11 protein-coding genes and 1 pseudogene are annotated in these 14,338 nt (G+C 75.0%); 9 read left to right on the top strand and 3 right to left on the bottom strand.

Features of this window, described 5'->3' with window-relative positions:
• Positions 1–33: 33 nt before the first annotated feature.
• From J1M40_RS06115 to J1M40_RS06100, 4 genes are all read left to right on the top strand, one after another.
• On the top strand, positions 34–777 hold the full coding sequence (locus J1M40_RS06115) for a ubiquinone/menaquinone biosynthesis methyltransferase (protein WP_087113520.1): 744 nt from the start codon (positions 34–36) through the stop codon (positions 775–777).
• Positions 778–1,107: 330 nt separating this feature from the next.
• On the top strand, positions 1,108–1,836 hold the full coding sequence (locus tag J1M40_RS06110) for a response regulator transcription factor (RefSeq protein WP_029248286.1): 729 nt from the start codon (positions 1,108–1,110) through the stop codon (positions 1,834–1,836).
• A 94-nt stretch (positions 1,837–1,930) separates the two neighbouring features.
• Entirely contained in the window at positions 1,931–3,508 is a 1,578-nt protein-coding gene (locus J1M40_RS06105) for a HAMP domain-containing sensor histidine kinase (RefSeq protein WP_230278033.1), read from the top strand.
• A 140-nt stretch (positions 3,509–3,648) separates the two neighbouring features.
• Positions 3,649–4,035 carry a WGxxGxxG family protein gene (locus J1M40_RS06100; RefSeq protein WP_036314487.1) on the top strand — a complete coding sequence of 129 codons (387 nt, stop codon included), beginning with the start codon at positions 3,649–3,651 and terminating at the stop codon, positions 4,033–4,035.
• A gap of 177 nt (positions 4,036–4,212) precedes the next feature.
• Here J1M40_RS06100 and J1M40_RS06095 read toward each other — a convergent pair.
• Positions 4,213–5,028: pseudogene (locus tag J1M40_RS06095) on the bottom strand (ArgP/LysG family DNA-binding transcriptional regulator); the annotation flags it as partial.
• 57 nt (positions 5,029–5,085) lie between these two features.
• On the opposite strand from J1M40_RS06095, the gene J1M40_RS06090 reads away from it, so the two are divergent.
• The 5 genes from J1M40_RS06090 to J1M40_RS06070 all read left to right on the top strand — a co-directional run bounded on the left by J1M40_RS06090 (position 5,086) and on the right by J1M40_RS06070 (position 10,672).
• Positions 5,086–5,952 (top strand): LysE/ArgO family amino acid transporter, encoded by an 867-nt coding sequence (locus J1M40_RS06090; protein WP_170721105.1) that lies wholly within the window; start codon positions 5,086–5,088, stop codon positions 5,950–5,952.
• Between the two features lie 25 nt (positions 5,953–5,977).
• Complete coding sequence (locus tag J1M40_RS06085) at positions 5,978–6,448, top strand: NUDIX domain-containing protein (protein ID WP_036336764.1); 471 nt, start codon at positions 5,978–5,980, stop codon at positions 6,446–6,448.
• A 58-nt stretch (positions 6,449–6,506) separates the two neighbouring features.
• Positions 6,507–8,369 (top strand): ABC transporter ATP-binding protein, encoded by a 1,863-nt coding sequence (locus J1M40_RS06080; protein ID WP_101965878.1) that lies wholly within the window; start codon positions 6,507–6,509, stop codon positions 8,367–8,369.
• 178 nt (positions 8,370–8,547) lie between these two features.
• Positions 8,548–9,543, top strand: coding sequence for a hypothetical protein (locus J1M40_RS06075; protein ID WP_049147022.1), 996 nt, complete (start codon positions 8,548–8,550; stop codon positions 9,541–9,543).
• Positions 9,544–9,661: 118 nt separating this feature from the next.
• Entirely contained in the window at positions 9,662–10,672 is a 1,011-nt protein-coding gene (locus J1M40_RS06070; RefSeq protein ID WP_020625623.1) for a bile acid:sodium symporter family protein, read from the top strand.
• A gap of 199 nt (positions 10,673–10,871) precedes the next feature.
• Here the strand turns inward: J1M40_RS06070 and J1M40_RS06065 are convergent, their stop codons facing one another.
• Together J1M40_RS06065 and J1M40_RS06060 are read right to left on the bottom strand one after the other, a co-directional pair.
• Positions 10,872–13,406: an FtsX-like permease family protein gene (locus J1M40_RS06065; protein ID WP_206450581.1), complete on the bottom strand. Its 2,535-nt coding sequence runs from the start codon at positions 13,404–13,406 to the stop codon at positions 10,872–10,874.
• A gap of 2 nt (positions 13,407–13,408) precedes the next feature.
• Positions 13,409–14,251 carry an ABC transporter ATP-binding protein gene (locus tag J1M40_RS06060; RefSeq protein ID WP_100058579.1) on the bottom strand — a complete coding sequence of 281 codons (843 nt, stop codon included), beginning with the start codon at positions 14,249–14,251 and terminating at the stop codon, positions 13,409–13,411.
• Positions 14,252–14,338: the final 87 nt, after the last annotated feature.

Raw genomic sequence — 14,338 nt, 5'->3', positions numbered from 1 at the left:
GTCGGGGGGAGGTGGGCGGGATACGGTGGCCTGGTGAGCCAGAACCCCCTCCCCGCCCCACGCGGCGACGCGCAGCGCGGCGCCGCCGACCACCACGACCGGGTCTCCGCGATGTTCGACGCCATCGCCGGCCGCTACGACCTGATGAACGCCGTCATGACATGGGGTCAGGAGCCGCGCCTGGTGCGCCACACGGTGGCGCGTGCCAACATCCCGGCGCAGGCCCGCGTGCTCGACCTGGCCACCGGCACCGGCGACCTCGCGTTCGAGGTGCTCAAGCAGCACCCCGACGCGCAGGTGGTGGGCGCGGACATCGCCGCCGAGATGATGGAGGTCGGCCGTGCCCGCGCGGGCGGGGACCGCATCGAGTGGGTCGTCGCGGACGCGACGGACCTGCCGTTCGAGGCCGGCTCGTTCGACGCCGTGACCCACGGCTACCTGCTGCGCAACGTCGCGGACATCCCGGCGACCCTCGCCGAGCAGTTCCGCGTGCTGCGCCCCGGCGGCTGGGTCGCGGCCCTCGAGACGTCGCCGGCGCCGGACAACGTGCTCAAGCCCTTCTCCTCCTTCTACATCCACCGGGTGATGCCACAGCTGGCGAAGCTGATGGCCGACCGGCCGGAGGCCTACGCGTACCTGTCCTCCTCGACGAAGGCGTTCCACACGCCGGACGAGGTCGCGGACCTCTTCGCGGACGCCGGCTTCGTGAACATCGGGCACGAGACCCACATGTTCGGCACCCTGGCCACGCACTGGGCCATGAAGCCGGTCGACTGACGCCGGCCACGCGGCGCGGCGTGGGCGTGAGGCGGCCCCGGTGGCGCCGCCGGATGTGTCAGGGCTGTGACGAGTCACGCTGATGTCCGCGTTCCGAGAAGACTCTGGGCCGACCCGGCTGGTCCGCGTAGCATGGGGCCCCGTCGAGGGGGATCCGCGCACCCCCGGCCTCCGGTCGCCGCCCGTCCATCATCCCCCGGAACGGCGTCGCCCTCCGTCGCGAGGCGCTCGTCCCCGCAGTCCGCGACGTCCGCGTGGGCACCGTGAACCGTCTCCAGAACGTAGAGGAACCTTGTGAGTCCCATCCAGAGCACCACCGGCCCGTCATCCATGGCGGAGCTGAAGAAGGTCCTGCCCGAGCTCTCGCATCCGGACGGCGCACCGGTGCGGGTGCTCGTCGTGGACGACGAGCCGATGATCGCCGACCTGCTCTCCATGGGCTTCACCCTCTGCGGCTGGGAGGTGATCGTGGCCCACGACGGCGCGACCGCCGTCGAGCTGGGCACCGCCGGCCGTCCGGACCTGGCGATCCTGGACGTCATGCTGCCGGACATGGACGGCCTGGACGTCCTGGAGCGCCTGCGCGCCCACTGGTCGGAGATGCCCGCCATGTTCCTCACCGCCAAGGACGCGACGGAGGACCGCGTGGCGGGCCTGGCCGCCGGCGGCGACGACTACGTGACCAAGCCCTTCTCCATGGAGGAGGTGCTCATCCGCGCGCACCGGCTCGTGCAGCGCTCCGGCGTGGTCTCGGGCGGCTCCGAGGTGCTCGTGGTCGGCGACCTGGTGATGAACACCCGCACTCACGAGGTGACCCGCGGCGGCGACGAGATCGAGCTGACCGCCACGCAGTACAACCTGCTGAAGTTCCTCATGGCCAACGTCCGCACGGTGCTCTCCAAGGAGCGCATCCTGCAGGACGTCTGGGGCTACGACTTCGGCGGCCGCGCGAACATCGTCGAGCTGTACATCTCCTACCTGCGGAAGAAGATCGACGCGGATCGGGATCCGATGATCCACACCATCCGCGGCGCCGGGTATGTCATCCGGCCTGCCTGAGACCGGCGCGGTCCCGTCGGGGCACGGCAGCACCCGCCGCAGGCGGCCCACGTCGCTGGCCCGCCGCGTCGGCGCCGGCGTCCTTCTGATCCTGGTGGCCACCATCACGGCCTACTCGTTCTTCGCGGCCGGCATCACGAAGGCCCTGCTGACCGAATCCGCCTCCCGGGACGCCTCCGAAGCATGGATCCGCGCCTCGGAGCAGCTGACGGTCCCCTCGCCGGGCGGAGGGGACGACGTCGGCCCCGGGGAGGGGTACCTGCGCGCGCCAGGCACCCTCGGCCAGCCCGAGGGCACGGTGGTCGCGCTCGTCCCGCTCTCCGGTCTGGAGGAGCATCGGCAGGACGCCCTCACCGGGCACCGGGTCGGTGACGCCGGGCAGTCCGTGCCGCTCACGGCGCGGGAGGCCCACGACCTTCTGCGCGCCGTCCGGGACCGGCCGGGTGGGCCGATGCTGGACGCCGTCGTCGGTGACGTCTCCTATCGCGTCCAGGCCCAGACCCTGACCGCGCCGGGCCCCTGGGTGGCCGCGGACCAGGGACTCGTGGTGGGGGCGCCGACCGGCGCCATGTCCGACGTCGCGCGCCAGGCGCTGGTCGCGGTCGCCGTCGGACTGTCCGTCACCGTCCTCACCACCGCGATCCTGGTGACCCTGTGGCTGCGTCGGGGACTGGCCCCGCTGCGCGAGGTCGCCGCCGTCGCCGAGCGGGTCGCCCAGGTGGACATGGCCCGCGCCGGGCTCGATCCGGAGGACTCACGCATGCCGCCTCGGCTCCTGCAAGGGCCGGACGAGGTGGCCGTCGTCGCCCAGGCGCTCGAACGGTTCACCGGCTCGGTCGAGGCGGCCCTGGAGCAGCGACGCGTGCAGGAGCAGCAGATGCGCCGGTTCATGGCGGACGCCTCCCACGAGCTGCGCACGCCGCTCGCCTCGGTGCGCGGCTACGCCGAGATGATCGCGATGACGGAGGAGCTCTCCGCGACCGGCCGGCGGTCGCTCGGCCGGGTGCTGTTCCAGGCCGACCGGATGGCGGCCCTCGTGGACGACATGCTCCTGCTCGAACGGCTCGAGTCCGTCTCGCGCGGCCGGGCCATGGGTCTGGAGCCCTCCGAGGAGGTGGCGCTGGCCGAACAGGTGGACCTGTCCGAGGTGGTCCTCGAGGGCGTGATGGACGCCCGCGCTGCGTGGCCGGACCACACGTGGGTGGTGGACCTGCCCGAGGGGGCGGAGCCGGGCACCCAGCGGTCCGTCACCGGCGACCGGTCGCAGCTGGCCCGCGTGGTCGGCAACCTGCTCTCCAACGCGGCCAAGCACACCCCCGTCGGGACCACCGTCACGGCCTCCGTGCGGGAGGACCGGCCCCGGCCCGGCCTCATGCTCGTCAGCGTCCACGACGACGGCGGCGGCATCCCGGCCGACCGACACGCCACCCTCTTCCACCGCTTCGTCCGCGGCCCCGGGAAGGGCCGGACGGACCCCCCGGGCACGGAGCCGTCCACGGGTCTGGGTCTGGCCATCGTGCGCTCGATCGCGCGCAGCCACGGCGGGGACGTGACCGTGGCGTCCGAGGACGGGTGGACGCGCTTCGACGTCGTCGTGCCCTGCACCCCGGGGCGCGCCGGGCCGGGGGCTGCGGGCTCCTGCTGCGGCTCCGCCCGGGGCGGCCGGCCCTGACCCCGGGTCGGCAACCGTTGACGGACCCCCACCCCCCTGTACGTACGGTGCCTGTGTATGACCGAAAGGGTCGTCCGGGACTTCCGGCCGATCCACCCCGACGCCGGTCGGCGAAGGCCGCCGGTGAGAGGAGCACGAACATGACTGACATCCGCCGAACCGCCACTGCCCTGACCCTCGCCGCCGCCGTCGTCACCGGCCTCGGTGCCCCCGCCGCCGTCGCGCAGACCACGGCCCCGGCCACCGAGGCCGCCACGACGGCACCGGCCTCCGAGTCGCCCGCCCCCCAGGAGGAGGAGAAGGACGACAACGGCAACTGGGGCCTGTGGGGCCTGGCCGGCCTGCTGGGCCTGGCGGGCCTGGCCGGCCGCCGCAAGCGTGAGGTGCACGCCGAGCCCGTGCGCCGCGACCACCACGTGGGCGGCGCGCACCGCGACCATGACGTGCACCGCGTGGACGACCGCGCCGGCGACGTGCGCGCCGAGGGCGCGGACACCCGCCGCCCGGGCACCGGCGACGCCCGCTGACCCGACCCCGGCCGCCCCGAGCGGCCCGTGACCGCGACCCCCGCCCCTCCGGCGGGGGTCGCGGCGCGTCCGGGGCGGGTCTCGAATGCGCCCTCCGGTCGCGGTGTCCCCCGCCGAGGGCGCGGCGCGCAGCACCGCGTCCGTGAGGCGGTCCAGGGCCGCGGTCCCGGCCGTCCAGCGCTGCCAGTGCAGGTGCACGTCGGCCGCGCCGAGGGCCGGGATCGGCTCGAGGTCGGGGTGCCGGCCCTCGAGCACGCCCGGCGGGATCTGCACCGAGGGGAGCATGCCCCAGCCCAGCCCGAGCTCCACCGCCCGCAGATACGCGTGCACGGACGGCACCAGGTGGGTCGGCGGGACGATCGCGGGGCGGCCCCGGGTGACGCGGCGCAGCACCGTGTGCTGCAGGCCGTCGCGGGGGCCGTAGTCCACGATCGGCAGCGTGCCGAAGTCCACCCGGCCCCGCGCGTCGCGGTGCAGCTCCAGCAGGAAGGACGCGCACACCGCGTGATAGCGCATCGTGCCCAGCGGGGTGGAGGTGCACCCGGCCACGGGCGTGGGGTCGTCCGTCACGGCGGCCACCACCGCACCGTCCCGCAGCAGGACGGCGGTGTGCTCCTGGTCCTCGGACTGCATCTGCAGGACGACGTCGTCCCACGTCGCCGCCTCGCGCAGCACGGGCTCCCACCACGTGTCGAGGGAGTCCGCGTTGAGGGCCACGCGCAGCGGCACGCGGCCGCCGTCGCCCCGGCCGAGTGCGGCGAGCGCCTCGTCCTCGAGTGCGAGGGTCTGCCGGGCGAGGCGGAGCATGCGCTCTCCGGCCGCGGTCGGCCGGACGGGGACGGTGCGGGCCAGGAGCACCTGGCCCACCTGCCGCTCCAGGGCCTTGATCCGCTGCGAGAAGGCCGAGCCGGAGATCCGCAGGGAGTCCGCGGCGGCGTCGAAGGTGCCGTGGTCGACGGCCGCGACGAGTGCGCGCAGGTGGTCGGAGTTCATGCGGTCCAGGGTAGGGGTGGCCATGAAGGATGTCTTCAGATCCTGAAGAAGATCGCGATGGCACGGACGTGGGACGGCTCCTATCCTCGCTCGGTGACCATCTTCGCCACCGGATTCCTGACCTACCTCGCCCTCATCGTCGCCATCGGCGCGCAGACCCTGTTCCTGCTGCGCCAGATCGTCCGACGCGACCGCGTGTGGACCGTCCTGACCGTGTGCTTCGTGGCCGATGTGGCGCTGCTCGTGCTCGGCGCCGGCGGCGTGGGCGTGGTGGCCGAACGCTGGCCGTGGCTCGTGCCCGCGCTGACCGTGGCCGGCGTGGTCTACCTCCTCGCGTTCGCCGTGGGCGCGCTGCGCTCCGCCTGGCGCGGGGACCGGACCCTCAGCACCGCGGCCGCGGACGGCGCGGGGACCGGGCACGGCCCCGACCGCATGGACCTCGCGGTCCTCACCGGCGAGCTGCCCCTGATCGACCCGGCGACCGGCCGCCTGGCCGAGCGCGAGCCGGCCGGGGCCGGCGTCGGGCGTCACGACGACGGCGCGCCCGGCGTCGGCGCCCCCTCGGGCGGCGGATCGGTGGCGGTGCGGCAGCGCGTGCAGCCGCGCCGCGTGGCGCTGGACCGCCCACAGACGCCGCTGCCGCGGATCATCCTGCTGGCGCTGTCCGTCTCCCTGGTGAACCCGCACGCCATCCTCGACACGGTGGTGATGATGGGCACCTTCGCGCAGACGTTCGGGGCGGCGAAGTGGGCGTACGTGGGCGGCGCGGTGGCGGCCTCGCTCGTGTGGTTCGCCGCGCTCGGCTGGGGCGGCACCAAGCTCGCCCCGTCCATGGACTCGGCGCGGACGTGGCGGATCGTGGACGCCGTGGTGGGCGTGCTCATGCTGGGAATCGCCGTGAAGGTGGGGCTCACGCTCCTCTGAGCCGCCCGGGGAGGATGATGGGGGCATGAGTCCTTCCCCCTCCGACTCCGCCCCCACGCCGACCGTCGCAGCCGGGGAGGTCATCCGCGTCTCCGCCGTCGTGCTGGCCCGCCCGGACCGCCGCGTGCTGACCGTCCGCAAGGCCGGCACCGCCATGTTCATGTTCCCCGGCGGCAAGCACCTGCCCGGCGAGGCCCCCGTGGACACCGCCGTCCGCGAGGTGGCCGAGGAGACCGGGCTGCGCCTGCGCCCGGACGAGCTGACCCGCCTCGGCGCGTGGGACACCGCCGCCGCCAACGAGCCCGGCGCCGCCCTGCACTCGGAGGTGTTCGCGCTGTGGCGGCCCGTCGCCCGGCACGAGGTCCCCGAGCCGACGGACGAGATCGTCGAGCTGCACTGGATGGACCCCGCCGCCCCGGCCGCACCGGGCGGGCACGGCGTGGCCCCGCTGCTGCACCCCGTGCTGGCCGCCGTCGCGGCAGCGCCCCCGTTCTGACCTCCAGGCGGGCCGACCGGCCCGCGCTGACGTCCGCACCGGCCACTAGCCTGGCCGGGTGACGTCGCTGCTCCGCATCCTGCGCTTCGCGCCCCAGCTCCACCGCCTCTACCTCGGCATCGCCGTCAGCTCCGTGCTGGCCGCGGTGCTGGCCCTGGCCACCCCGTTCCTGATCGGTGCGGCCACGGACCGGATCGTCGCCGCCGTCGCGGGGGAGACCGACGTGGCCGAGGCCGTCACCGCGGTGACCTGGCTGGCGGTCGCGTTCCTCGCCGTCGAGGTGGCGACCACCCTGGTGGTGAGCGTGGGCGGCTACTGGGGCGACGTGATGGCCGCGCGCATGCGCACCATCCTCTCCACGCGGTACTTCGAGCAGCTGCTGCACCTGCCCCAGCGGTACTTCGACACCGCGATCACCGGGCGGGTCGTCAACCGGTTGAACCGCACCATCAACGAGATCACCCAGTTCCTGCAGTTCTTCGCGAACAACGCGTTCACCATGCTCGTCACCACCGCCGCGGTGCTCGTGATCACGGCGTTCTACTGGTGGCCGCTGGCGATCCTGCTGGCCGTCGTCTTCCCCGTGTACATGTGGCTCACCGCGCGGACGTCCGCGAAGTGGCAGGTGTGGGAGGGGGAGAAGAACACGGAGGTGGACGTCGCCTCGGGGCGGTTCGCCGAGGTGGTCTCCCAGATGTCCGTGGTGCGGGCCTACAACCGGCAGGACCACGAGCTCACCGGGTTCCGCGACCGGTTCCTGCGGACCGTGGAGATCACCCGGCAGCAGTCCCGGTTCTGGCACGGCATGGACGCCGGGCGCCGGCTCGCCCTGAACGTGGCCTTCGGCGCGATGTACCTGATCGTGTTCGTCCGCACCGCGCAGGGCCTGTTCTCCGTGGGCGACATGGTGATCCTCCTGCAGCTGATGAACATGGCCCGGCAGCCGATCTTCTCCATGAGCTTCCTCGTGGACTCCGCCCAGCGCGCCGTCGCCGGGTCGAAGGACTACTTCGAGGTGCTCGCCGAGGAGCGCGAGCGGGCCGGCGGGGCGGCGCTCGCGGCGGCGAGCGCGGAGGAGCCCCGCGCGCCGGCGGAGCCGCGGGCCGACGTCGTGCCGGGTGCGCCGGACGTCCCCGCGGACGTGCCGGCCGTGCGCTTCGACGAGGTCTCCTTCGCCTACGACGCCGACGCCTCCCGCCCCGTGCTGGACCGCGTGTCCTTCGACATCCCGCGGGGTGCCAGGGTGGCGCTCGTGGGCGAGTCGGGCGGCGGGAAGTCGACCATCGCGCACCTGCTGCTGGGTCTGTACCCGGTGACGAGCGGACGCATCGAGGTGTTCGGACAGGACGTCGCCGGGCTGGACCTGGCCGCGCTGCGCGGGCGGATCGCCACCGTGTTCCAGGAGCCGAGCCTGTTCTCCGGGACGGTGCGCGAGAACATCGCCTACGCGGACCCCGACGCCTCCGACGAGCGCGTCCGGGCCGCCGCCAAGGCCGCGTACGCGCACCGGTTCGTGGCGGCGTTCGACGACGGCTACGAACAGGTGATCGGCGAGCGCGGGCTGCGGCTGTCCGGCGGGCAGAAGCAGCGGATCGCGGTGGCGCGGGCCGTGCTGAAGGACGCGCCGATCCTTGTGCTGGACGAGGCCACCTCCGCACTGGACACGAAGTCAGAACGGCTCGTGCAGGCGGCCCTCGAGGACCTGATGGTGGGGCGGTCGAGCCTGATCGTGGCGCACCGGCTGAGCACGATCGCGTCCGTGGACCGGATCGTCACGCTGCGCGGCGGGCAGGTGCAGGAGATCGGGACCCCGGCCGAGCTGGCCGCGTCCGGCGGGATCTACGCGCAGCTGCTCGAGCTGCAGAGGGCCGGCACCCAGGAGGCCCGGAAGATGCTGAAGGAGTACGGGCTGAGCGGGTGATCCCGGAATCTTCTGCGGATCCGACCCTTCCGAGCGCTGCGCGGCGGCCCAGAAGGGTCAGATGTGCAACGGATTCCCAGCGCGCGGCAGGACGTCCACGACGACGTCGGCCCGACGCCTCCGCAGGGCCTGTGGACAACCGGGCCCGCCGACGTCGGGAGCGAGCAGGATCGGGGCCATGCGCGTGCCCGGACCCTTCCCCGCCCACCTCCAGGACGCCCCGTTCACGCGGGCGCAGGCGCTGGCCGCCGGGGTGTCCGGGTCGCGGCTGCGCAGCCGGGACGTCGAACGCGTCGCGCACGGCCACTACCGCTGGATCGGCCCCGTCACCGGGGCGACGCCGCCCGCGCGTCCCCTCGCCACCGAGCTGTCCCGGCTGCAGGACCTGGCGGCGATGCGTCCCGACGTCGTGGTGACCGGAGAGTCCGTGGCCCGGTTGCTGGGCTGGCCCCTCCCGGACGACGTGAAGGCCCGGGTGCGTCCTACCGTCCTGCGGTCCCGCACCCGCCGGGTGCTACGGGAGCCCGGCGTGCGCACCCGGCTCGTGGACCTGGACCGCGTCCTCGTGCGGAGGGACCGGCTGCACGGGCTGCGATGGACCTCGCACGCCGACACCTGGTTCCACCTGGCCACCGTCCTGGACCGAGACGCGCTCGTGGCGGTCGGAGATCGGCTGGCACGGGAGGACGAACGGCGGGGGAAGGTCGCGCTGGCCACCCGCCGGGAGCTCGGCGCCGCGCTCGAGCGGCACACCGGCGAGGCCGGGATCGTGCGGGCGCGGGAGGCGCTCGCGCTCGTGCGCACCGGTTCCGACTCCCCGGCCGAGACCGAACTGCGCCTGGCGCTGATGGCCGCGGGGCTGCCCGAGCCGGACCTGCAGATCGAGCTCTGGGACCCGGACTACTCGCTGTGGCACCCCGCCAGCGCGGACCTCGGCTACCGGCGGTGGCGGATCGCGATCCACTACGAGGGCAAGACCCACGACGGCGCCGCGCAGGTCGGCAAGGACACCCGCCGGGACGCGGTGTTCCTGCGTCAGGGCTGGCTCAACATCCGGGTGGCGGGGACGGACCGGTGGCGGGGATTCGTCGAGACGGCGGCGCTGGTGCGGGCCGCGATCGCGGAGCGTGGCGGTCTCGACGCCGGTGGCGCGGAGGATCGTCTGCGGAACTGACCCTTCTGGGGCGGGAGCGGACGTCCAGAAGGGTCAGGGGCGCAGAAGATTCCGGAAGGCCGACGACGGCGCCGCGTCACGCGACGACGCACCGCGGCCCCGCTCTTACCATGACGGGATGACCGCACCGGATCCCGCCCCCACCGACGCCCGCCGCGCGGAAGACCGCTCCGCCCGCATCGCCGTCACCGTCTTCCCGCTGCTGGTGCTCGCCGCCGCGCTCGTGGGCTTCCTCGCCCCGACCGCCGCGAAGACGCTGCTGCCCCAGGTCAACCTGTTCCTCGGGATCATCATGTTCGGCATGGGCCTGACGCTGACCCTTCCGGACTTCGGCCTCGTCGCCCGCCGGCCGCTGCCCGTGCTGCTGGGCGTGGTGGCGCAGTACGCGATCATGCCGCTGCTGGGGCTCGGCGTCGCCGTCGTGCTCCAGCTGCCGCCCGAGCTCGCGGCGGGCGTGATCCTCGTGGGCTCGGCCCCGGGCGGCACGTCCTCGAACGTGGTCAGCTACCTCGCCCGCGCCGACACCGCCCTCTCCGTGGCCATGACCTCCGTGTCCACGCTCCTGGCCCCGCTGCTCACGCCGCTGCTCACCCTGTGGCTGGCCGGCCAGTACATGGCCGTCGACGGCGGCGCCATGGCCAAGTCCATCGTGAACATCGTGCTCCTGCCGGTCCTAGGCGGACTCGTCGTGCGCCTGCTGCTGCGCCGCGTCGTCGACCGCGTGCTGCCCGCCCTGCCGTGGGTCTCGGTGGTGTTCATCGCGCTGGTGGTGGCCGCCGTCGTCGGCAACAGCGCCTCCCGCGTGCTGTCGGCGGGCCTGCTGGTGTTCGCAGCGGTGGTGCTGCACAACGGGCTCGGCTACCTGCTCGGCTACGGCGCGGCGAAGCTGTTCCGGCTGCCCACGCCCGTGGCGCGCACGGTCTCGATCGAGGTCGGCATGCAGAACTCGGGCCTGGCCGCGGGCCTCGCCGCGCAGTACATCTCGCCGGCGGCGGCCCTGCCGGGCGCCGTGTTCTCGATCTGGCATAACCTCTCCGGGGCCGTGCTCGCGATGGCCTACCGCCGTTCCGACGGCCGCAGGGCCGCGGGCGCCCCCGGCTCGGCCCCGGCGAATCGTCTGCGGAACTGACCCCTCCGAGGCGGGATCGGACCCCCAGAAGGGTCAGTTCTGCAGACGATTCCGGACGGTCGACGACGACGCCGGCCGCCGGGCAGCGCGCGAGTGAGGGCCGTGGCGCGGCCCGCTCACACCGCGGCCCGCCCGCTCACACCGCGGCCAGGCCCGCTCACACCGCGGCCAGGCCCGCTCACACCGCGGCCAGGCCCGCTCACACCGCGGCCAGGCCCGCCACGGGGCTCAGCCGGGCCGCCCGACGCGCGGGCAGCAGCGACGCCGCCAGGCCGGCCAGCGCCGCCACGGCCACCACCAGCACGAGCTCGAGCCACGGCACGGCCGGGCGCACCGCGGTCCCGGCGCCCGCGGTCGCGGAGAGGTCGGCGAGGACCAGCTGCGCCCCCGCCCAGCCGTAGAACACCCCGAGGGCGCAGCCCAGCACGGCGGCCACGGCGGCGATCAGCACGGCCTCGATCGCGATCGTCCCGCGCAGTCCGCCTCGCGTCAGGCCGAGGGCCCGCAGCAGCGCGTTCTCGCGCGTCCGTTCGATCACGGACAGGCTCAACGTGTTCGCCACCCCGATCAGCGCGATCAGCACGGACACCGCCAGCAGCGCCACCACGATCCCGAGCATCGCGTCGATGATCCGGGCGTAGAGCGCGCGCTCGCCGGCCCCGCCGTCGATCACGGCCGCCCCGGTGCCCGCGGCCCGGGTCACGTCCTCGCTCAGGCCCTGCAGGCGGTCGACGGGGACACCGGGGTCGAGCGCGACGAGCAGCTGGCCCGGCACGGCGGCGCCCGCGGCCCCGTCCCACCCGGCCTCGCGCAGCGGCTCGGCCGCCACGTACACGCCGGAGCTCAGCGAGCCCGCGCGCACCGGGACGAACGTCCGCTCGGCCCCCGCCACCTGCCCGCGGACCTGATCCGTGTCGACCCAGTCGGGCACGAGCGCCGTGCCGGGGTCGCCGAGGCCGGTCACGCCCTCGGGCAGGCGCGCGACGACGGCGCGCAGGTCCGCGGCCGGCGTCGCCAGCACGGGGGACCCGTCCTCCGTGGCGCCCACCGAGGTGGCCAGGGCCACCGCCTGCACGTCCGCCGTCGCGGCGACGGCCTCGGCCGCACGGGCCGGGTCCGCGTCGGCGGGCAGCTGCACCACGAGGTCCACCGGGTAGGCGGTGTCCAGGGCGAGGGCCGTCTGCTCCTGGGCGGTGCGCCCGCCGGTGAGGAACAGCGCCACGAGGGTGGTGCCCACGAGCAGGGCCGCGGCGGTGGCGGCGGTCCGGGACCGGTGGCGCACCGCGTTCAGCCCGGCCAGGCGACCGGGGACGCCGGCCGGACGGGCCAGCACCGCCGCCCCCCGCACCGCGGCGGGCACGAACAGCCGCGCCAGCAGCAGCACGCCCACGAAGGACAGCGCGCCGCCGCCGATCGCCGAGACCGGCTCCCTGACCGACACGCCCCCCAGCATGAGCGCGGTGCCACCGACGGCCAGCGCCAGTCCGATCGCCGTGCGGACCCGGCCGCCGCGCGATGCGGCGGTCACCTCGTCCCTGGGCCGCAGGGCCTTGAGCGGGGCGACGCGCGTCGCGGCCACCGCGGGGGCCAGCGCGGCCACGACCGTCACCGCCACGCCCACGGCCACCGAGACGGCGAGCCCTGCCGGGTGCAGCCCGAACGTGAGGAACGGCAGGTCCAGCATCGCGCGGGCGGCCGCGGCCACGCCGGCCACGATCGCCACGGCGAGCCCGGCGCCCAGCACGGAGCCCACCACGCCCACGACGGCGGCCTCGGTCAGCACGGAGGCCCGCACCTGGGCCGTCGTCGAGCCGATGGTGCGCAGCAGCGCGAGGTCACGGGTGCGCTGGGCCACGAGCACCTGGAAGGTGTTCGCAATGACCAGCGCGGTCACCAGCAGGGCCAGCGCCGCGAAGCCGCCGAGCACCCAGCCCAGCAGGTCGGTGCCGCCGCTCAGCTGCGTCACCGCCGAGCGCACGGCCTCGTCCGGGGTCGCGACGTCGACGTCCGCCCCGGCCGCGGCGGCCTCGGCGACGGCGGCCTCGGCGACGGCGGGGACGTCCGCCCCGTCGGCCAGGCGCAGCAGCAGGTGGGGGGTGAACCCGGCCTCCCCGTCCTGGCCCTGCACCGCGGTCAGCGCCGCGGGCGAGGCCCACACCTGCGCCTGCCCGGAGAGCATCGGGTCCGGGGAGGGCTGGGTCAGGCCCGTGACCACCGCGTCGACCGGCGTGGTGGCAGGGGCGGGGCCGGACTCGCTCGCCAGCGCGACGACGTCGCCCACGGCCACCCCGTGCCGGTCCGCGGTCTGCGCGTCGAGGGTGACGCCGCGGGCGTCGTCGGCGGCGGGCAGGGCGCCGGCGGTCACGGTCAGGCCCGCCAGGGCCGGGTCGCGGGGCAGGGGCATCACCGCGGCGCCGAACTCGGCGTCCGCGGCGCGGGCCGCCGCCCACGCCATCCGCAGGGCGTACGCCTCCTCGACGCCGTCCAGGCGGGCCAGCGGGCCGGGCTCGGCACCGGTGCCGGCGAGGTCGGAGACGTCCTCGGACCCGCCCGGCAGGACCACGAGGTCGGCGCCGGCGTAGGTGCTGCCGAGCGTGGCGCGCAGGGTGGCCTGCGCCGTCGAGGAGACGAGGAAGGAGGCCGCGAGGAACAGGGTGCCGATCAGGATGGCCAGCACCAGGGAGACGTAGCGGCGCGGCTGGGTGCGCAGCTGGGAGAGGGCGACGGTCCACATGGTCAGCGCACCCCGCCCTCGGCCGGAGCGGACAGGGCGGTCAGGGCCGCGGTGACGGACTCGACCGTGGGGTCCACGAGCTCGCCGGCCAGGTGGCCGTCCGCGAGCAGCACGACGCGGTCGGCGGCGGAGGCGGCCACGGGGTCGTGGGTGACCATGATGACGGTCTGGCCCATCTCCCGCGCGGACCGGCGCAGCAGGCCGAGCACCTCGGCGGAGGTGGCGGTGTCCAGGTTGCCGGTGGGCTCGTCCCCGAACACGACGTCCGGTCGGGTGAGCAGGGCGCGGGCGACGGCGACACGCTGCTGCTGACCGCCCGAGAGCTCGTGCGGGCGGTGGCCCAGCCGGTCCGCGAGGCCCAGTGCCCGGGTGATCTCCTCCAGCCACGCGCGGTCCGGGGTGCGGCCGGCCAGCTCGAGGGGCAGCACGATGTTCTGCTCGGCCGTGAGCGTGGGCACGAGGTTGAAGGCCTGGAACACGAAGCCCACGCGGTCGCGGCGCAGGCGGGTCAGGGCGGTGTCGTCCAACCCGGTGATCTCGGTGCTGCCGAGCCGCACGGAGCCCGAGGTCGGCGCGTCCAGCCCGGCCAGGCAGTGCATGAGCGTCGACTTGCCCGACCCCGAGGGCCCCATGATCGCGGTGAACGCGCCCGAGGCGAAGTCCACGTCCACCCCGCGCAGGGCGTGCACCTGCGCGTCACCGCGCCCGTAGGCGCGGGTGAGGCCGCGGGCGCAGACGGCGGGCGCCGTCGTCGTGGTGGCGGACGACGACGGCGTGCCCGGCCCCGGCGCGACGGGGCCGGGGGTCGTGGGAGAGGCGGGGTGCGAGGTGCGTGGGGTGTCCATGGAACCCACTCTTCCGCGCGGACGCGGCGGGGCGGATCGGAGGAGGGGACCACCTCTGCGGGCGGCGGGTCATGCCCGGGGATGAGG

The organism is Micrococcus sp. KRD026 (assembly GCF_017168445.1).
Lineage (GTDB): Bacteria > Actinomycetota > Actinomycetes > Actinomycetales > Micrococcaceae > Micrococcus > Micrococcus luteus.
The sequence above is the reverse complement of the archived record's forward strand: the minus strand, read 5'-3'. Positions and strand labels throughout refer to the sequence as shown.

Bases quoted from the DNA above. Each gene is read 5' to 3' on its own strand.
- J1M40_RS06065 (WP_206450581.1), bottom strand. From the start codon at position 13,406: ATGTGGACCGTCGCCCTCTCCCAGCTGCGCACCCAGCCGCGCCGCTAC.
- J1M40_RS06085 (WP_036336764.1), top strand. From the start codon at position 5,978: ATGAGTCCTTCCCCCTCCGACTCCGCCCCCACGCCGACCGTCGCAGCC.
- J1M40_RS06075 (WP_049147022.1), top strand. From the start codon at position 8,548: ATGCGCGTGCCCGGACCCTTCCCCGCCCACCTCCAGGACGCCCCGTTC.
- J1M40_RS06110 (WP_029248286.1), top strand. From the start codon at position 1,108: ATGGCGGAGCTGAAGAAGGTCCTGCCCGAGCTCTCGCATCCGGACGGC.
- J1M40_RS06060 (WP_100058579.1), bottom strand. From the start codon at position 14,251: ATGGACACCCCACGCACCTCGCACCCCGCCTCTCCCACGACCCCCGGC.
- J1M40_RS06100 (WP_036314487.1), top strand. From the start codon at position 3,649: ATGACTGACATCCGCCGAACCGCCACTGCCCTGACCCTCGCCGCCGCC.
- J1M40_RS06070 (WP_020625623.1), top strand. From the start codon at position 9,662: ATGACCGCACCGGATCCCGCCCCCACCGACGCCCGCCGCGCGGAAGAC.
- J1M40_RS06090 (WP_170721105.1), top strand. From the start codon at position 5,086: ATGGCACGGACGTGGGACGGCTCCTATCCTCGCTCGGTGACCATCTTC.